18 protein-coding genes and 1 pseudogene are annotated in these 16,814 nt (G+C 61.0%); 7 read left to right on the forward strand and 12 right to left on the reverse strand.

Annotated elements, in window-relative coordinates; all coding sequences use genetic code 11:
• The coding region (sfnG, locus tag HGO40_RS19995; protein ID WP_250964436.1) for a dimethylsulfone monooxygenase SfnG at nt 1–976 on the reverse strand (976 nt) is incomplete at its 3' end.
• Between the two features lie 39 nt (nt 977–1,015).
• Nucleotides 1,016–1,579 carry an FMN reductase gene (msuE, locus tag HGO40_RS20000; RefSeq protein WP_250964437.1) on the reverse strand — a complete coding sequence of 188 codons (564 nt, stop codon included), beginning with the start codon at nt 1,577–1,579 and terminating at the stop codon, nt 1,016–1,018.
• A gap of 373 nt (nt 1,580–1,952) precedes the next feature.
• On the opposite strand from msuE, the gene HGO40_RS20005 reads away from it, so the two are divergent.
• Nucleotides 1,953–3,197, forward strand: a complete 1,245-nt coding sequence (locus HGO40_RS20005; protein ID WP_250964438.1) for an acyl-CoA dehydrogenase family protein — start codon at nt 1,953–1,955, stop codon at nt 3,195–3,197.
• Nucleotides 3,198–3,579: 382 nt separating this feature from the next.
• Here HGO40_RS20005 and HGO40_RS20010 read toward each other — a convergent pair whose 3' ends face one another.
• Nucleotides 3,580–3,945: an avidin-fold protein gene (locus tag HGO40_RS20010; RefSeq protein WP_250964439.1), complete on the reverse strand. Its 366-nt coding sequence runs from the start codon at nt 3,943–3,945 to the stop codon at nt 3,580–3,582.
• Nucleotides 3,946–4,146: 201 nt separating this feature from the next.
• On the opposite strand from HGO40_RS20010, the gene HGO40_RS20015 reads away from it, so the two are divergent.
• A complete protein-coding gene (locus tag HGO40_RS20015) occupies nt 4,147–4,872 on the forward strand; it encodes a CPBP family intramembrane glutamic endopeptidase (RefSeq protein ID WP_250964440.1) in 726 nt (241 codons plus the stop codon).
• 65 nt (nt 4,873–4,937) lie between these two features.
• Entirely contained in the window at nt 4,938–5,315 is a 378-nt protein-coding gene (locus HGO40_RS20020; RefSeq protein ID WP_250964441.1) for a hypothetical protein, read from the forward strand.
• Between the two features lie 164 nt (nt 5,316–5,479).
• On the opposite strand, the gene HGO40_RS20025 is transcribed toward HGO40_RS20020, so the two are convergent.
• The 4 genes from HGO40_RS20025 to HGO40_RS20040 form a co-directional block, all read right to left on the reverse strand.
• On the reverse strand, nt 5,480–6,175 hold the full coding sequence (locus HGO40_RS20025; protein WP_250964442.1) for a tRNA (adenine(22)-N(1))-methyltransferase: 696 nt from the start codon (nt 6,173–6,175) through the stop codon (nt 5,480–5,482).
• Nucleotides 6,176–6,190: 15 nt separating this feature from the next.
• A complete protein-coding gene (locus HGO40_RS20030; RefSeq protein WP_250964443.1) occupies nt 6,191–7,117 on the reverse strand; it encodes a Gfo/Idh/MocA family protein in 927 nt (308 codons plus the stop codon).
• A 118-nt stretch (nt 7,118–7,235) separates the two neighbouring features.
• Nucleotides 7,236–8,030: a DeoR/GlpR family DNA-binding transcription regulator gene (locus HGO40_RS20035; protein WP_250964444.1), complete on the reverse strand. Its 795-nt coding sequence runs from the start codon at nt 8,028–8,030 to the stop codon at nt 7,236–7,238.
• 100 nt (nt 8,031–8,130) lie between these two features.
• Nucleotides 8,131–9,138 carry an aldo/keto reductase gene (locus HGO40_RS20040; RefSeq protein ID WP_250964445.1) on the reverse strand — a complete coding sequence of 336 codons (1,008 nt, stop codon included), beginning with the start codon at nt 9,136–9,138 and terminating at the stop codon, nt 8,131–8,133.
• A gap of 93 nt (nt 9,139–9,231) precedes the next feature.
• Here HGO40_RS20040 and HGO40_RS20045 point away from each other — a divergent pair, with 93 nt between their 5' ends.
• Complete coding sequence (locus HGO40_RS20045) at nt 9,232–10,134, forward strand: LysR family transcriptional regulator (RefSeq protein WP_250964446.1); 903 nt, start codon at nt 9,232–9,234, stop codon at nt 10,132–10,134.
• 107 nt (nt 10,135–10,241) lie between these two features.
• Here HGO40_RS20045 and HGO40_RS20050 read toward each other — a convergent pair whose 3' ends face one another.
• Nucleotides 10,242–10,583: a hypothetical protein gene (locus tag HGO40_RS20050; RefSeq protein ID WP_077506487.1), complete on the reverse strand. Its 342-nt coding sequence runs from the start codon at nt 10,581–10,583 to the stop codon at nt 10,242–10,244.
• Nucleotides 10,584–10,735: 152 nt separating this feature from the next.
• Here HGO40_RS20050 and HGO40_RS20055 point away from each other — a divergent pair.
• Nucleotides 10,736–10,972 (forward strand): annotated as a pseudogene (locus HGO40_RS20055) (hypothetical protein).
• A gap of 43 nt (nt 10,973–11,015) precedes the next feature.
• Here HGO40_RS20055 and HGO40_RS20060 read toward each other — a convergent pair.
• A complete protein-coding gene (locus tag HGO40_RS20060; RefSeq protein WP_250964447.1) occupies nt 11,016–11,951 on the reverse strand; it encodes a hypothetical protein in 936 nt (311 codons plus the stop codon).
• Between the two features lie 112 nt (nt 11,952–12,063).
• On the opposite strand from HGO40_RS20060, the gene HGO40_RS20065 reads away from it, so the two are divergent.
• Complete coding sequence (locus HGO40_RS20065; RefSeq protein ID WP_250964448.1) at nt 12,064–12,549, forward strand: thiol-disulfide oxidoreductase DCC family protein; 486 nt, start codon at nt 12,064–12,066, stop codon at nt 12,547–12,549.
• On the opposite strand, the gene HGO40_RS20070 is transcribed toward HGO40_RS20065, so the two are convergent.
• Both HGO40_RS20070 and HGO40_RS20075 read right to left on the reverse strand, forming a co-directional pair.
• A complete protein-coding gene (locus HGO40_RS20070) occupies nt 12,546–13,040 on the reverse strand; it encodes a DUF2269 family protein (protein WP_250964449.1) in 495 nt (164 codons plus the stop codon). The genes HGO40_RS20065 and HGO40_RS20070 overlap by 4 nt on opposite strands.
• Nucleotides 13,041–13,043: 3 nt before the next feature.
• Nucleotides 13,044–14,171: a saccharopine dehydrogenase family protein gene (locus HGO40_RS20075; protein ID WP_250964450.1), complete on the reverse strand. Its 1,128-nt coding sequence runs from the start codon at nt 14,169–14,171 to the stop codon at nt 13,044–13,046.
• A gap of 166 nt (nt 14,172–14,337) precedes the next feature.
• Here HGO40_RS20075 and HGO40_RS20080 point away from each other — a divergent pair, with 166 nt between their 5' ends.
• Entirely contained in the window at nt 14,338–14,565 is a 228-nt protein-coding gene (locus HGO40_RS20080) for a hypothetical protein (protein ID WP_225917594.1), read from the forward strand.
• Nucleotides 14,566–14,757: 192 nt separating this feature from the next.
• On the opposite strand, the gene HGO40_RS20085 is transcribed toward HGO40_RS20080, so the two are convergent.
• Nucleotides 14,758–16,746 carry a M10 family metallopeptidase C-terminal domain-containing protein gene (locus HGO40_RS20085; protein ID WP_250964451.1) on the reverse strand — a complete coding sequence of 663 codons (1,989 nt, stop codon included), beginning with the start codon at nt 16,744–16,746 and terminating at the stop codon, nt 14,758–14,760.
• Nucleotides 16,747–16,814 lie beyond the last annotated feature (68 nt).

Consider the following 16,814-nt stretch of genomic DNA (forward strand, 5'->3'; position numbering starts at 1 on the left):
GCTCCACACCCACGGCCTTTAGCGCGACGATGCGTTCGGCGATCTGCTGAGGGGTACCGATCAAGTTGGTCTTGAAGCCATCGTTGTACTGCACCAGGTCTTCGAAACTGGACTTGGCCCAGTTGCCTTCGCCCTCCGGGCTGGACTTGCCGGCCTGTTTCGCCGCGTCGCCAAAGGCATTGACGGCCTCGGGATCGGCCTGGTCGATGATTTGGGCAAGGACCGCCCGCGCCTCTTCTTCCGTGTCACGGGCAATGACAAAGGCATTCACGCCGACCTTGACCTTGTGGTGGTTGGCCGCGGCTTTTGCCTGGAGATCATCGATCTGCGCCTTGACGCCTTCCACGGTATTGCCGTTGGTGAAGTACCAGTCCGATACCCGGGCGGCCATGTCCCGAGCCGCACGTGAGCTGCCGCCCTGGAAAATTTCCGGGTGCTGCTGCAGGGGTTTTGGCTTGAGGGTGTAGTCGTGGAAGCGGTAGAAGTCACCGCGCAGCGTGAAGTTATCAGTGGTCCAGATGCCCTTGAGGGCGGTGATGAATTCTTCGGAGCGGCGATAACGCTCGTCGTGCTCCAGCCACGGCTCGCCAATGGCCGTGAACTCGCCCTTGAACCAGCCCGACACGACGTTGACCGCCACTCGGCCACCCGTCAGGTGATCGATGGTTGCGATCTGCTTGGCCAACACAGACGGCGTCCACGGCCCCGGCAACACCGCGGCGATGACTTTCAGGCGCGTGGTGGCGGCCAGCAAGGCATGGCTGAACGCCACGGACTCGTGCTGGTATTCGGCGCCGTAGCCGGCGGTAAAGCGTACCTGGGACAAGGCGTAGTCGAAGCCGGCCGCTTCAGCGATCTGGGCCAGCTTGCGGTTGTAGTCGATGCCCCAGTCGGTGCGTTGTTCGATTTTGCTGACCACCAGTCCGCCGCTGACGTTGGGCACCCAGTAGGCAAATTTGATCGTGTCCTGGCTCATTGCATGTACTCCACGGCTCGTTTTGAAAGGAAAAAGGGATCAGGCGGCACTGGCGTTGCGTCGGACGCTCGGGACCAGGCTCAGCAGCGCCGATTCGACGGCGCGCTCGATACGGTCCAGCACCTGTGGGCTGGAAATGCGGTATTGGCTGAAATCGGTTTCGCTGGCATAGACGCCCACCGGCAAGCTGAGGGCTTGGAAGAAACCGAACAGCGGCCGCAACTGGTGATCGATGATCAAGGCATGGCGATCCGAGCCCCCTGTCGCGGCGAGCAGCACCGGTACGTTCTTGAGGGCTTCGTGATGGACAAAATCGAACAGGTGCTTGAACAAGCCGGTGTACGAGGCTCGATAGACCGGGCTGGCGGCGATCAGCAGATCGGCCGACTCGATGGCGTGCAGGTCGTCCTGTACCGCGGCCGGCAATGCCTCGCGACGTAACACCCCGGCAAACTGCGGACCGACCTTGGCCAGTTCGATCAAGCGCACCTCGACCGGCAGTTGCTGTGCGAGCCTGTCCACTATCGCCTGGAGCAGGACCAGCGTGCGTGACGGGTGTTGCACGCTGCCTGACACCGCCACCACTTTGAATTGCTTGCTCATCAGTTACCCCATGCCTGGAGACGCCACCTCAGCGTCTGCACAGGGTGTAGAGCAGCAACCGTGCCACGTTCATATACCTTTAATAATCAATACGTTAGAAGTACAGCCTAATCACTTTGCTGTCGCTCGACGGACAAGCTGTTGTTCCACTGTTGCCTGGTGAACACCTGCGTTTCGATGCCTGTCACGACAACTGTTGCCGGGCATACAGTTGCGCAACAGATTGTCCGCAGCCAGGACAGCCCTATCACCGACGAGCGTCGTACAGACCCGCATTCATGGGCGTCGCGGGTCGGGCATGGACCGTGCAATGACTGTTGGCACCGGCAGGTTTCCCCTGCCCGCCTACTCGCCATCAAGAAGGAACATCAACATGACCGCACAGCAACAACACCTGCCGCCAATCCTTTCCACCGGCACCGACTACGAGCCCTTGGCCGAGCGTTTCCGGCCGATCTTTGCGCGCATCCAGGCCGGCGCCCTGGAGCGCGAGCAGACCCGCAGCCTGCCCTTTGAACAGGTGAAATGGCTGAAGGAAGCCGGCTTTGGCGCCATCCGCGTACCGCTCGAATATGGCGGTGCCGGGGCCTCGTTACCGCAACTGTTGCAACTGCTGATCGAACTGGCCGAAGCCGATTCCAATCTGCCCCAGGCCCTGCGCGGGCACTTTGCATTTGTCGAGGACCGCCTCAATGCCCATGCCAGCAGCCCACAGGACATTTGGTTCAAGCGCTTCGTCGAGGGTGAGTTGGTGGGCAACGCCTGGACGGAGATCGGCGCGGTGAAAATCGGCGAAGGCGTCACCCGGGTTTCCCGCCAGGGTGATCAATGGGTGGTCAATGGCGCCAAGTACTACAGCACCGGCAGTATTTTCGCCGACTGGATCGACGTGTATGCCCAGCGTGACGACAACGGTGCCGACGTGATTGCCGCCGTGCGCGTGCACCAGCCGGGCGTCAAGCAAAGCGATGACTGGGACGGCTTCGGCCAACGCACCACCGGTAGCGGAACATCGCTGTTCGAGAACGCATTGGTGGAGGCGGAAAACCTCATCGACTTCTCCACCCGCTTCAAATACCAGACCGCGTTTTATCAACTGGTCTTGCTCGCCGTGCTGACCGGCGCCGGCCGTGCCGCGGTCCATGACATCACCGAGCAAGTGCGCAAACGCACCCGGGTCTTCAGCACCGGCAATGCCAGCGAAGTGAGCCAGGACGTGCAGGTGCAGCAAGTGGTCGGCCGGGCCTCGGCCCAGGTCTATGCCGCCGAAGCCACTGCCCTACGGGCCGCGAGCGCTTCCCAACGCGCCTATGAAAGCCGCTTCAGCCAGAACGCCGAGACCGAACGCACCGCCAACATTGCCGCCGAGTTGGAGTCCGCCCAGGCCCAGGTGGTGATCTCCGACCTGGTGCTACGCGCCACCAGCGACCTGTTCAATGCCCTCGGCGCTTCGGCCACCAGCACCAGCAAGGCCCTCGACCGCCACTGGCGCAACGCCCGTACCGCCGCTTCGCACAATCCGTTGATCTACAAGGAGCGGATTATTGGGGATTGGGAAATCAATGGTACGGAACCGCCGTATGTCTGGCAGATTGGTGGGGGGGCGAAGCAGGTCTGAGTGCTTGGGGTCGGTGTGTAAAACCGTCATGGGGTAACGGCGGCTTAGACCGCGCTCCTCCAGTGGGAGCGGGCTTGCTCGCGAAGGCGGTGTGTCAGTTTGCAGTGATGTTGGATGTGCTGGCCTCTCGCGAGCAGGCTCGCTCCCACAGTGGTTCTGTGTTGTACATGAGTTTCGTGTCTGCTGAAGATCCAGTGTGGGAGCGAGCTGCTCGCGAAGGCGGTGTCACAGTCGATGACGATGTTGGATGTGCTGGCCTCTTCGCGAGCAGGCTCGCTCCCACATGTTTTACGGTGTACATGAGTTTGTGTCTGCTGAAGATCCAGTGTGGGAGCGAGCCTGCTCGCGAAGGCGGTGGTTCCGTTACATGGATGCCCGCGCCTCACACCACAAGCTCGACGTAGCGGGATTCCCCACCTCCAGTCGCGCCCGACAACCAACCCCATACGAAACTCAAGGTAGTACGCCCTTCGTGATCGACACCCACCGTCCCACGAGACCAGCCAGAAAGAATCTCACCCTCCGTAGTCAAGCATTGGAAGAGAAGCTCAATGGTATCGGGGCCCGTCACGCGTCCGACTTGATTGCCCAGGCGAATTCGGCCGCCTTGGTAGGTGCTGGAAATGGCACCCTCCTGGACATGGTAATGGAATACCGTGCCTGTCCCGGAGAGTCCTTGGGCGTTGTCCGCCACCGTAAACCGGCGATTGTGCAAACGCTCGTTGAGAGAAGAAAAGGGAGTTTCCATAAGTGTCGCGTCCTTTAGTCGAGATGTTCCATTGCAGCCGTCGATGACCCTAAACCATTTTTGTCGCCACTGGTAAAGCCTTCCGGGCAAGCACCCAGTTGCAGATCCAATTGCCGACCTCTCCACAAAGCCAATAGGAACTCATCCCAGCCGATCAAAACACTGGCATCATGCGTTTTTCCTTGCACTCATGGAGTGACTGTGACGAATCTAAGTGCCGCCCCTGCGTTTGCACCTGCCTCCACTCTATCGCCTTACCGCTTCTTTCCCCGGCTCGGGATGTTTGTGCTGGCCACCGTGATCGTCTTCCTGGCGGCGATGCCCGAGGTCCTTTTCGTCCCCGCAGACATGCAGGCCTATCTGACGTTCACGACCACCTCCGGTATCACCGCGCTCCTTCTCTTCGCCCTTTTCGCCTTGCAATATCGCGCCGATTTACGTTCACAGTGGCGCGGTCGCTCCATCCGCAAACCCCTGCAATGGGGAGCGATGGGCACCATCGGGGCCTACCTGCTTTTCGGGGTCGCCGTCCTCGTACTCGGGTTGCCGCGTGAAGTGTTCATGGCCGAGCTTCTGGATGGGCTCAACAATTGGCAGGCCACGATCAAGATCGCCTCGCTGATCGTGCTGCCGCCCATCGCCGAAGAATTATTCTTCCGCCACTACATGCTCCGGCTGTTTCCCTACGAGAACAGCCGTGCCTGGACATGGGTCGCGATCATCGTGACGTCGGCCATCTTCGCCGGCATGCACATCCAATACGGAAACTGGCTGACGGTCGTGCTGATCTTCGCCTGTGGCGGCGTGTTCGCCGTCGCCAGAGTCGCCAGTGGTGGCCTGCTGGTGCCGGTGCTCCTGCATTCGTTGGCCGAGATTGTGGCGCTGACCACGGACAAGTCGTTCTCGTTGATGGGGCTTTACGGTTGAGTCAGGCGAAGGCGCCATGCCACGCTATGATTTTGCGAACACCAGCATTTCAAACAAGGGCAACGATGAACACTCACGCAACATGCCTCGGACTGCTTGCCTTGACGCTTCCCTTGCTGTGCGAGCCCGTCCAGGCCTCGACATGGCAGATCTGTGAGATGGAGCTGCGTGTCGTCGAGGTGCTGAAACGACCCTATCCGCAGCTTCAGGCGCAGGTGGTGAACGTCAGGCCGAAATCCAACTCGGTGGAGTGCCCGCAGCCAGGCTCGTTGCTCACCTTCACCCCGGAAACCCCGGACTACCAAGCTACGCTCCCCCGCCGCCAATGGCCCGGGAAAGGGCAGTCGGTACGGGTGGACTACCGCTACCTGGATGGTGTCTGTAAAGGCGACGGCAACTCGTATGCGTGTCGTATCAAACATTACCCGGTGGTGGGTCGATAAGCGGGCGGGCGGCGACCGGGGCTTTGTTCAATTCGGTGAAATGACTGATGCCTCATCGCGAGCAAGCTCGCTCCCACAGGGGGTGTGGATGTTCACAGCATCCCGATTCACCTTTGTGGGAGCGAGCTTGCTCGCGATGACGTAGGCACATCCAACCCCAAGGCTCAGGCCAACAGCTCAGTGATCCACCGAACCTGCCGCGCAATGTCCTGCTGCTTCTCTTCAGGCACAGCCTGCCGTGCCTTGGCGAAACTGGCCAGGGTCTTGTGCTTCTGGCGCAGCAGGCGCTGCCACTTGGCCAGGAAGACCGGGGGTCGGGTGTGCAACTGCAGCGGGCCGAAATACAGCTCCTCGGCGGTGTACGCCACCGGCCCGGCGCGCTCGGCCACGATGATCTCGTAGTAGAAGCGGTTTTCCCGCAGCAATTCCTCGCAGAGGATGCGGTAGCCGTTTTCCATCAGCCATTGGCGCAGCGGTTGTTCGCCGCCGTTGGGTTGCAGGATCAGGCGCTCCCGACCGCTCAACCGCGCTTTGCCACTGTCCAGGATGTCGCGGATCGTCTCGCCACCCATGCCGCAGAGGCTGATCGCCGTAATTCCGTCCTCCGGCTCGATTGCCGCCAGGCCGTTGGCCAGGCGCACGCTGATCCGCTGCTCCAGGCCATTTTCGACCACCGTGCGTTCGGCGGCGCGCAATGGCGTTGTTGCCACCTCACCGGCCACCGCCGTCGCGATGACGCCACGGCGCAGCAAGGCCACCGGCAGGTAAGCGTGATCCGAGCCGATATCGGCCAGGTGCGCGCCCGCCGGCATGTGCGCCGCCACGCGCTCCAGGCGCATGGACAATGTGTGTTCGTTCAACTGCAATTCCCTGGGTTAATCGTAGAACGGCTCGACCGCCGTCCGACTGCCGACAAAGAAGCTGTCGGCGACCAAGCGCAGTGGCTGCAGGTCCATGTCGATGGCTTTGTCGTTGATCAGTTGTTGAAAATGCCGGTACACCGCCGCGTACTCGCCCTCCTCGGATACCGCCTGGGGCACGCCGTCGATGCTCAACAGGGCACCGCCGTTGTCCAGGCGCAACACGCCTTCGGCGCAGCGAATCTCGATGCTCCAGAGCTCGTCATGACCATGGTCGAAGTCGAACTCCGCACGGATATCGAGGTGACGCGCGTCGGCCATCTTGATGCTGGCGGCAATTGGCGACTGGCAGTTGTCCGGCACGCGCAACTCGGCCGATTCCACGAACAACGGCAGTGCCAGCAGATGGGTCGCGATCGACAAGGCATTGATGCCCGGAGCGACCACGCCCAGGCCGCCGGGTTGCCAGATCCACGCCTGGCCCGGGTGCCACTTGCGCACGTCTTCCTTCCAATCGATCTGCACGCTCTGCAAGGTGCGGTTGGCCAGCCAGTCACGCGCGGCTTCGATGCCTGGTGCATAACGGGAATGCCAGGCGAACAGGCCGCTGACGCCTTGCTCGCGAACCTGCTCCACCAAGGCCATGGCTTCACCCAACGTGGCGCACGGCGGCTTTTCCACCAGGACGTGCTTGCCAGCCGCCAGCGCCTGTTGCACCAGGGCGAATCGACCTTGCGGCGGCGTGCAGAACGCAATCGCATCGACCTGCGGACCGTTTTCCAGCAGCTCGCCCAGGGAGCGGAAATTCTCCACCCCGGCGCAAGGCTGTCCTTGCGTGGCGACCGCCACCAGTTGGAACGCGGGGTTGGCGTGGATGGCTGGAACGTGTTGATCCTGGGCAATCTTGCCGTAGCCCACCAGGCCGAGACGAATCGGTTGCATCGATGACTCCTGATTTTTTGTACTTATGATCGGCCAGCAAACTAGACGCAACTCGCCTGGCGGACAATGGGGGTCGTGCAGTATCTATTCGAATGCCCCGCCCAGTTGGGCAAATACTTCAGGCGCGTCGCTGTGCACAGTCCGCCGTCACGACGTTGGTCACCCGGCCGAAGAAGGGTTCGAGTCGCTCACGCGGCGCGTCGTGCTCCACCACCAGGGCGGCGACTTCTTCGCAGGCGGCCACCTGGTAGTGGGCAACGCTGGACAGCTTTTCATTGGTCACCGCCGCGATCACCTGCCCACTGGCCACAACCACCGCGCGCTTGAACTCCGCGTCATCCAGGCCGAACGCCGTAACGCCATTATCGGGATCGATGGCACAGGCGCCGAGGAAACACAGGTCAAAACTGAACTGGCGCAATTGCTGGACGGCCGTCAACCCAATCACACCACCGGCGACTGGGTTCAAGCGGCCGCCCAGCAGGATGACTTCGGCCCGGGGCAGTTTCATCAACTGGACCGCAATCAACGGCGAATTGGTGGTGAGGGTCAATGGCAGCTGCGGATCGATGGCGCAGGCAATCGCCAGGTTGGTCGACCCGGCGTCGATGAACACGTGCTGGCCCGCGCGCAACAATGCAGCGGCGGCTTGGCCGAGGCTGCCCTTGCGCGCCGGGTCTTTGCGCACACGCGCCTCCATCGACCCTTCGGCCGCGGGCACGAGGATCGCGCCACCATAAACGCGCTTGCACACCCCCGCCGCTGCCAACGCGCCCAGGTCACGCCGGATCGAGTGCTCGGAGACCTTGAATTCGCTGGCCAAGTCAGCCGCGATCACCCGGCCATACCGGGCGAGACGCTGGCTGATCAATTGCTGGCGTTCACCGGGGAACGCTTCGTGAGGAGTGGTCATGACATTACAACCTGCGTAAACGAGCACTAATGATCACAAACGAGCAAATAGTGCCGGTTATGCGGCGAAGCGTCAAACCCGAGCGCTCACGCGGTAAATATCAAGCGCCCCCAGGGACATTGGTGCCCATGCCCAATGGCAGGAAAGGTTTGATCTCGTCGATTTCCTCGGCGCTGAGGCGCAGCTGTGAACCGGCAATCAACCCATCGACCTGCGCGGGACGACGGGCACCGACGATGGCGCCGGTCACCACCGGTTTGCGCAGCACCCAGGCGATGGCGACTGCCGCCGCACTGACGCCGTGCCGTTCGCCGATACCAGCCAAGACCTCCACCAGCGCCAGATTCGCGCTCAAGCGAGGCTCCTGGAACTCCGCGCTTCGCGCCTTGCGCCAATCGTCGTCGGGCAATTGGGCGATGCGTTCGCGGGTCATGCTGCCGGAAAGCAGTCCCGAGTGAAGGGTGGAATAGCCCAGGACCCCCATTCCCGCCTGCTCGCAAAATGGCAGGACGTCGCCCTCGATGTCTCGCATCAAGGCCGAATACGGCGGCTGGAGTGAGACGATCTGGGTCACCGCCTGGGCCCGCTTGAGTTGCGCAACATCGAAATTGGAGACGCCGATAGCACGAATCTTTCCCTGTTCGCGGGCAGTGGCCAAGGCCGAAAGTGCTTCCTCGATCCCTTCACTGCTGCCGTCGGCAGGAAAGGCCGGCCAGTGGATCTGATAAAGATCAATGGTTTCGACTTGCAGTCGACGCAAGCTTGCCTCGACCTCGGCGAGCAATGACTGAGGCGTCAGCGAGTGTGAGATCAACCGGGTGACCGGGTCCCACACCAGGCTGCCCTTGGTGAACACCAACGGACGCCGCGAAGCCGGTACCCGACGCAACAACTGCCCGACCAGTTGCTCGGCATGGCCCAAGCCATAAACCGCCGCCGTGTCGATCCAGTTCACCCCGCGCTCGACGGCATATTCAAGGGCGCCGAGGCTGTCCTCGTCATCCTGCGCGCCCCAACTGTATGCCCAGCCGGTGCCGGCGATGGCCCAGGTTCCCAGGCCAATGGGGGAAATCATGAAATCCGATGATCCAAGACGATTCTTTTGCATAGCGCGCTCTCCACAGATGATGTGGGCCAGTATCCGCGAGGGATCTCATGACGATAAGATGGGTAATCGTATTTGAACTACTGAACATTATTCATGAGTCAGCACCCCGATCTGTCCGAACTGGATGCCTTCGCCGCCGTTGCTCGCCATCGCAGCTTTCGCAAGGCCGCCGACGAGCGTGGCGTTTCGGCTTCTGCATTGAGTCACGCGATGCGTGCACTGGAAGCACGCCTGGGTGTCAGGCTGCTCAACCGCACCACGCGCAGCGTGACCCCGACCGAGGCCGGCCACCAGCTGTTGGCAACGCTGACCCCTACCCTGCAGCAGGTTGCCGATGCCCTGGCGCAGTTGACCTCGCTGCAGGACGTGCCCGCTGGCAAGCTTCGCCTCAACGTGGCGCGTCCGGCGGCGCGCGCGGTCTTTGCCAAGGTGCTCGGGGCAGTCGTGGCCCGGTACCCGCGCATTCAACTGGACCTGGTCACCGATGATGGCCTGGCCGATATCGTCAGCGGCGGGTTTGACGCTGGTGTGCGCTTTGGCGAAAGCCTGGCCGGCGACATGATCGCCGTTCCTGTCGGGCCCCCTCAATCGTTCGTGACTGTAGCCGCGCCAACCTATCTGGCCGCGAAGGGGATCGTCCAGGCGCCACGGGACTTGCTCGACCATGCCTGCATCGCCCGGCGTTTTCCCAGCGGCAAGCTCTACGCCTGGGAGTATCAGGCCGAGGGGCAACCGATCCGGTTGTCCGTCACCGGCCCACTCATCCTTGAAGACGATGCGCTGATGATCCAGGCGGCAAAAGATGGCGCCGGGATTGCCTACGTGTACGAGGAGCTGGCGCGCGATGACCTGCGCAACGGGCATCTCACGGAACTGCTTGCGCAATGGAAAGCGCCGCCAAGCCGGTTTTTTCTCTACTACCCCAGCCGACGCCATGTGCCGCCGGCCCTGAAAGCGCTCATCGAATTCATCCGGGCGCAAGATTGGCTAACCTGAAACCGCCAGGCAAAAAAAAGCCCCGCGACCGAGGACGGTGCGGGGCAAAGGGAATTGGTTGGTTGCGGCCAACCAAAGGAGCACGGTGAAAAACGTTTACGGGCCGGTCAGATACATTCCTGTGCGGCGCGTTCAAAACTTGAAGGCAAGAGGTTGGAAGCCAGCAGGTGGCGCTCGTAGATGAACACCTTGCCGCCGCTGCCGGCCTTGTAGGCTTCCAGCACGTTGTCCGCCGACACTTTGCTCGGCACCACGATGCGGTAGCTGCGCTGGGTCTGCGAGACCATCGGGTTCAAGGCATTGCCCTGCAACTTCGGTACGACGCACTCGGCGTATTGGGCCGGCGTCTTGCTGGTCTGCAAGGTCAGCGTCGGGTCATTCGGTGCCGAGGCACAACCGGCCAGCAACAACGGGGAGAACGCCAGGGGAAGCAAAAATAAACGGCGCATGGGTTGGGGTCCTGAAAATAAAAATACGGGGCTGCGTGTTCGATGGCGCTGATTTTCCAATGATTGCCGGCAAAGCAGAACTTGCATTTGGTAATGGTCACTATTACTCCTAGCAATAGTTGCAAGCCGAGAAAGATTGATGAGGTCTATCCATGAGATCGTTTGATCTGATCCGCGACGCGGTATTGCCCGACTTTCGTGAGCGGGTGGCGGACTATCTGGTCCAGTACGAAAGCGTGCTGTTGAGCAATACAGAAGCCGACCCGGAGCTCAAGCGGGCCACGGCCCATCAACTGCGCGGTTATCTGCGCGGGTAGAACACGACGCGAGTATTGGGCATGGCGGATTGGGAGGAACTGGATCGGCGGGTGGTGGATACGTGGCTTTAGCGCCCGGCCAATGACAGGCTGGCCTTCGTGGAATGTGCTCGATTCATTGTGGCGAGGGAGCTTGCTCCCGCTGGGCTGCGCAGTAGCCCCCTGCCGGCTGCGGCCCAACACTGGCTTGCGTCCTGTCCACCAGCCGTTGCACCCATGCGGCATCCTGGTCATTGACCACCCCATAGCGGTTCGGCGGTAAAAAATTCCAGTGATGAGCGGCCTCGTCCAGGCGCTTGAGTTCATCGGCAGACAGCCAGTACGGCGTATTCATCAAAGGCATCAACGCACCGTCGAAACGCCGACCCAGCGGCAGGTTCGTACCGGGGGCGAAAGCGATCGCCAGTTCCTGACGGGGTTGCAGCAGCTTGTCCGGCGCCGGCATTTGCCCTACCCGTCCGTAACTGAAGTTGCCCGAAAACTCCTCCTTGAGCACCAGCCAATGCCCCGCCGCGGTCCGGGCCAGGATCCATTGCGACACACCGCTGTCCTGCATGTACTTCACTTTGCCGTCGGACCATTGCATGAGGGTGTTGCAATCCGGGTCATAGTCGTTGGACCACAGGCAGAGGCCGGAAACCAGGGTATGGTGTTCGAGCTCGACCAGCCCTTGATCGGGCATCGACGCCCAATAACGCTTGGTCGGGTCGCGCGTATCACGCCAGACGTTGTGCACGATCCCCGCCGCCATGAACAGCAAGGTGACGAACACAAGCCAGCCAAAGGAGGCCCCGATGATCCGGTCAAGGTCAACGCCTGGGGCGGATAACCCCTGATAGACCAGCAGCCCCAGCAGAAACACGATACCCGGCAACCCCGGGCCCAGGCACAACGGCGGCACCAGCACCCCGACCCAGCTGACGCGATGCATCGTCGCACGCTCGCGCGCCCAGGCCAGTTCCTGAGCCAGCATCGGTGCCCGCTTCCGTGGGCCGATGCCAGGATCGGGGGTCTGGAAGCGGGTGAACAGGTTGTAGATGTCATCGCTCATGGATCGGATCATGCCTTTGAAATCATCATGGTCGAGTGCCCCTTCGGGACGCCCTTTGACGCTGGAACAGGCGTATTATCCGGGTAACCAAGCGCCGTGTAGACCCCCGATCATGCCCATCTCCCAGACCCGCCCTTCACCCGCGCCCTTGCTCAAGCCAGGCGAGACAGTGGTCCTGTTCGACGGTGTTTGTAAACTTTGCAATGGCTGGGCGAAGTTCCTGATCCGCCATGATCACGCCCGACGCGTGCGGTTGGCCTCCGTCCAGTCGCCCGAAGGACAAGCCTTGCTGGCCTGGGCGGGCTTGCCCTTGCAGCAGTTCGACACCATGGCCGTGGTTCGCGATCAACATTACTGGGTGCGCTCGGAGGCGATTCTTGAAGTGGTTGCCCTACTGCCCTGGGTTTGGCGTCCGGTGCACCTGCTGCGTTACGTCCCCCGCGTATTTCGGGATTGGGCCTACGATCGCATTGCCCTGAATCGGTACCGGCTGTTTGGCAAGTACGACGGGTGCCTTTTGCCGAGCCCGGATCATGAGCGACCTTTCTTGAAGGTGCCAACGCCTGCGAGCAATCCGGTGGAACGGATCGGTACTTAGCCCGCCAATAGCTCAATCCACTGACGTGGCGTCATCTTCGTCACCATGATCAGCACAATGACAAACATCCCCAGAAATCCAAAGACACCCATCCAGAACCACTTTTGATACACGGATGAGTATCGATCATCGAGCGCCCGCCCGTCCCCAACCGCACTCGAAGCCATCACATGTAGCCGCTTCTGGAGCACCAGTACCGGAAGCCAGAGCGCGCCCACGCAAAAAAAGATGATCAGCGACGTCATGACCCATTCAGTGGTCAGGGGAAGTCCGGCCAGTCTCAGCAGCAGGTAGCCCGTCCCTATCTGAATAAAGCCCGCGGGCGTGGTAATCCAAGTGTCGAACTGAACGACCGTCCTGGCCACGTGGGCAATGACCTGAGGGTTGGCGGTGCGGCTGGCAGCGATCAGGTAGAGATAGGACCCCATGCCGAAGCCGAAGAGAAAAATGGCAGCAATGATGTGGAGGTACTTCAGGCAAAGATAGAGCATCTGTCAGCCCTGCTCGTCAGAGAAGTGTACAGACAGGCTCAAGTTTTCGGGGTCGTTGATGGCGGCCATGTATTCGTCGACGGTGATTTCACCCACGCAGGCCCTGGCACCGGGTTCGGGCAGATACCCTTGGGCGACTTTTGCCGCCAAGGCAACGGCTGCACAGCTGGGAATCTCCGGGCCCTTGTCGTTCATGGCGGTGAGTTGCACGTTCATCGACAACGGTTCGCCATTGACCCCCATGCCATGGACGTCGATGTACATTGCACTTTTGCCATCGCCAAATCGTTCGAACCAGAGCCCCCACCGATGTAGCCTGGCGGCCCAAGTAACATGATCACGCACCAGCCCCATCCGCATTGCCTGGGCCAGCAGGTAGTTGGCGATGCCGCCTAGCTTCAGGCCTGCGCCGGCCTTGAAGCTCAGGTTCCGGGCACCATAGCGGCTGGCGAAGATATCCATGTCCGGCACGTCGACATTGGCCAATACCCGGGTCCCCATGTGCCGCAATCTGCGAAGCGTCAGATCCTGCCATCCCAGGACCTCATGCGCCCGGCCATTCCTGAGTTGCTTGATCGGCTTGCCCGCATAGGCGAGGACGCCTTCGACGGTGGACAACCCCGGCATCTTGGCCGAAGAGGAAATGCCATGTTCGATGGTGTCGATGCGTTTAAATCGATGCCGCTGCTGATCGATAAGGGCGGCCGAGAGCGTCGGCACTGAGCTGCAACCACTGAGGATCGCCACGCCTGCCTGTTTTGCCCGGGCGTCGAGTGCGCCAATGCCGGTGACAAAGGCTCTGGAATCGGACAGGTCACAATAGTTCTCGCCCGCGTCGATGCAGCTCTCGGCGACTGCATAGGATTGCCCTTGAAAGGGGCCGCCGGTATGAATGACCCATTGGATGTTCATCGAGCCAAGGACGGATTTGAAGCCCGGCCCCATGGCGTCGCCGCACCAACTTTGACACACCGAGTTCGATTGAGTGTTCAACTCATCGACTTTGCGCTGCAGTTTTTGGGCGTCACGCCCGGAAATAACCAATTGCACGCCTGGCATCACCACCAGATGCCTGGAAACGATACTGCCGAAATTTCCATACCCACCGACCACCATGACCCTGAGCGTCATTCCATCCGTCCCTAAATATTCGATGAGGCAAGCACCTTGCCACAAGAAAGACTCGGTGGTGTACCCCCAGCGGTGGGTCGCTGTCCCTTTGTGGCGAGGGAGCTTGCTCCCGCTGGGCTGCGCAGCAGACCCATGTCGTCAACTCAATTAGCCTGACACACCGCGCGTGATCTGGATTTTCGACAGCCGCGCCAGCCAGGAACACGCCCTCTCAACGGGGGCAGACAAACGCAGGCGTGAGCTGACCGCCGTCGCCCTGAACGACGCCGGCGTACATATGGCCCGCTGTGTCAGTTTCGACTTCGAAGAAGAATGCCGCCTCCGGCATGGCGGCGACTGGCGCCTGCGCCTGGCCAAGGTACACACGACCAGCGCGCCTGCGAGCCATCGATGACCCACTCTCTCGCGAAACTTTCTGGTATCCAGTCGCGATCGCCACCGACATGATCGGCACGGTGGCCACCGTCACCAAGTTGCTGATCAAGTTCATTTAACCGGACAGGCCCGCAGAAGCGGACCTTCTATCATCGAGTTTCATGAAAATCATAGGGGATTACAGTCCGCTCCCCTTTTCCAGATTTGCGTTTTACACCCAGAAGTTATCAGCCACTCCGACCAATTGAACGGCCTCCTCCCCCAACGGCTCGGCAAAGACGACATCCAAATTACGATACCCGGAATAATCCCCCACCAAGCTCAACTCGAACCGAGCCCCATCCGCGTCAGCTTCGTAGCTCTTCAAATAAGTCAGGTCCTTGGCTTCATTAAAAACCACGTCCAACGTGCCGTCGTAACCATTTCCCAACCGAGTAAAGCCCAAGGCGGACACATCGATCGTGTCTTCCCCCACGGTATAGTCCATCAGGCGATCCGTGTGATTTTCGGTGGCGGTACGGTAGCTGTCGCTCAGCAAGTCGAAGCGAAACACATCGTTATTACCGCCGCCCGCCAATAGATCTCGGCCCTCTCCGCCCACCAATACATCATTCCCTAACGCGCCATACAGGCGATCATCGCCCGCGCGCCCTTCGATGATTTCGCCTCGGGCGTTGCCTTGTAGATGATCGGCCCCTTCGGTGCCCGTCAACCTGGGTTGCTGAAACAGAAGGTTGGCTTCATTCAGCGCTTGCCCCAGGTTACCGTCGAAGACCAATTCGAAACGTTCGCCATCCGCGTTGACCTCGAAACTTTTCAGGTAGGTCCGCGTCCCGCTTTCATTGACGCGTATTGCCAGCGTTCCGTCATGTCCATTACCCAGCCCGAGGAAGCCCAGGGACGAGAGATCGATCGTGTCGGTGTTGGGGTCGAAGTCGGTGATTCGGTCGCTGTGGGCCGCGCTTGCGGTTCGGTAACTGTCGGTGACTGACTCATAACGGAACGTATCGGCCCCGGCGCCGCCCGTCAGCAGGTCACGACCTTGCTGGCCATCGAGCAGATCGTTACCGGCCCCGCCAAAGATTGCATCGTCGAACGAGGCGGTACCTAGCAAGTAGTCGTCATCGCGGCCACCGTCAAGGTGGTGATAACCGTCGTCGGGATTGCCAAAGCTGTGGTCCAGGCTGCCGTCGGGGTTCAACTGAACCAACGCGGCCAGATAACCGTCCGCGCTCGTACCTTGGCTTCCCCCGATCAATAGCTTGCCGTCGGCCAGCACGATCATGTCGGCGACGGCGAAAGGAGCGCTTTCCGAGCCCCAACGTACCTGCCCCTGGTCACCGAAATCGGTGTCGAGGGAGCCGTCGACGTTGAGTCGAATGACGGTCGCTACACCGCCCGAGGCGCCCGCCAGCAGGATTTTGCCGTCATCCTGGATGACGAGGGCAGTTGCGTGAACATCCAGGGCCAGGCTGCCGCCGTTTGCAAAGCTGCTGTCCAGGGTGCCGTCCGGGTTGAGGCGGGTCAGGGTCGCTTGCCCCGTGACCAAAACCTTCCCGTCTGCCTGCAGCGAAACGTCGAGCGTGCGGCTGGGGGGAATGCCAACGGCCGCTGGCAAGTGCAGGACCCCAGCCTCGCCGAAAGACGAGAGCAAGGTCCCCGTCGCGTCGAAGCGGGCGATGTAAATCTCCCCGGAGGGATACCCAGCGCTTGCGAAAAAGCTGCCGTCGCGTTGCACGGAGAACGACGCTTGCTGGCCTAGGTCTTCATTCCAGTAGAAAGGCACTGTCGCGGTGCCGCCGTTGCCGAAACTCGTATTGAGGCTGCCGTCAGCCAAGTGACGACTGATGCCCGACACCCAGGCGTCGCCTACTTTCACGTAGCGCGTCACCAGGTAGCCCCCTCCCGGCTGCACGGCGGCATTACCGCCGTCCTCGATATCGAGCGCCACAGGGAGGAGGGATTTACCATCTCCACTGAAGTTGCGGTCCAGGCTACCATCGGCATTGAACCGAACCAGGCTACCGGTGAAGCCTGAATCCTCTTCGCCGCCGAGCCCCAGGCGACTATAAGCGCCAAGCCAGAGAGTACCGTCCGGATCGACCGCGATACCGCCGATTTTGTCCGAGCCCCATAAAGTTGTGGCGACCATGCCCGTGTTCCGCACAGCTGAAGCGGCGGGCGAAATGATCTGAGTCATGTCGATGCCTCCGATAGCTATCTGTCGCCAGAGACAATAGACACGGCTCAGTCAGGTTGCCACTTTAC

This window comes from Pseudomonas sp. CG7 (assembly GCF_023701885.1).
GTDB lineage: Bacteria > Pseudomonadota > Gammaproteobacteria > Pseudomonadales > Pseudomonadaceae > Aquipseudomonas > Aquipseudomonas zanjanensis.

Excerpts from the sequence above, each read along its gene's own strand:
- HGO40_RS20050 (WP_077506487.1), bottom strand. The coding sequence starts at position 10,583 with ATGCGCCGTTTATTTTTGCTTCCCCTGGCGTTCTCCCCGTTGTTGCTG.
- msuE (WP_250964437.1), bottom strand. The coding sequence starts at position 1,579 with ATGAGCAAGCAATTCAAAGTGGTGGCGGTGTCAGGCAGCGTGCAACAC.
- HGO40_RS20070 (WP_250964449.1), bottom strand. The coding sequence starts at position 13,040 with ATGCTCTATCTTTGCCTGAAGTACCTCCACATCATTGCTGCCATTTTT.
- HGO40_RS20065 (WP_250964448.1), top strand. The coding sequence starts at position 12,064 with ATGCCCATCTCCCAGACCCGCCCTTCACCCGCGCCCTTGCTCAAGCCA.
- HGO40_RS20010 (WP_250964439.1), bottom strand. The coding sequence starts at position 3,945 with ATGGAAACTCCCTTTTCTTCTCTCAACGAGCGTTTGCACAATCGCCGG.
- HGO40_RS20020 (WP_250964441.1), top strand. The coding sequence starts at position 4,938 with ATGAACACTCACGCAACATGCCTCGGACTGCTTGCCTTGACGCTTCCC.
- HGO40_RS20040 (WP_250964445.1), bottom strand. The coding sequence starts at position 9,138 with ATGCAAAAGAATCGTCTTGGATCATCGGATTTCATGATTTCCCCCATT.
- HGO40_RS20035 (WP_250964444.1), bottom strand. The coding sequence starts at position 8,030 with ATGACCACTCCTCACGAAGCGTTCCCCGGTGAACGCCAGCAATTGATC.
- HGO40_RS20005 (WP_250964438.1), top strand. The coding sequence starts at position 1,953 with ATGACCGCACAGCAACAACACCTGCCGCCAATCCTTTCCACCGGCACC.
- HGO40_RS20075 (WP_250964450.1), bottom strand. The coding sequence starts at position 14,171 with ATGACGCTCAGGGTCATGGTGGTCGGTGGGTATGGAAATTTCGGCAGT.
- HGO40_RS20045 (WP_250964446.1), top strand. The coding sequence starts at position 9,232 with ATGAGTCAGCACCCCGATCTGTCCGAACTGGATGCCTTCGCCGCCGTT.
- HGO40_RS20030 (WP_250964443.1), bottom strand. The coding sequence starts at position 7,117 with ATGCAACCGATTCGTCTCGGCCTGGTGGGCTACGGCAAGATTGCCCAG.
- HGO40_RS20085 (WP_250964451.1), bottom strand. The coding sequence starts at position 16,746 with ATGACTCAGATCATTTCGCCCGCCGCTTCAGCTGTGCGGAACACGGGC.
- HGO40_RS20060 (WP_250964447.1), bottom strand. The coding sequence starts at position 11,951 with ATGAGCGATGACATCTACAACCTGTTCACCCGCTTCCAGACCCCCGAT.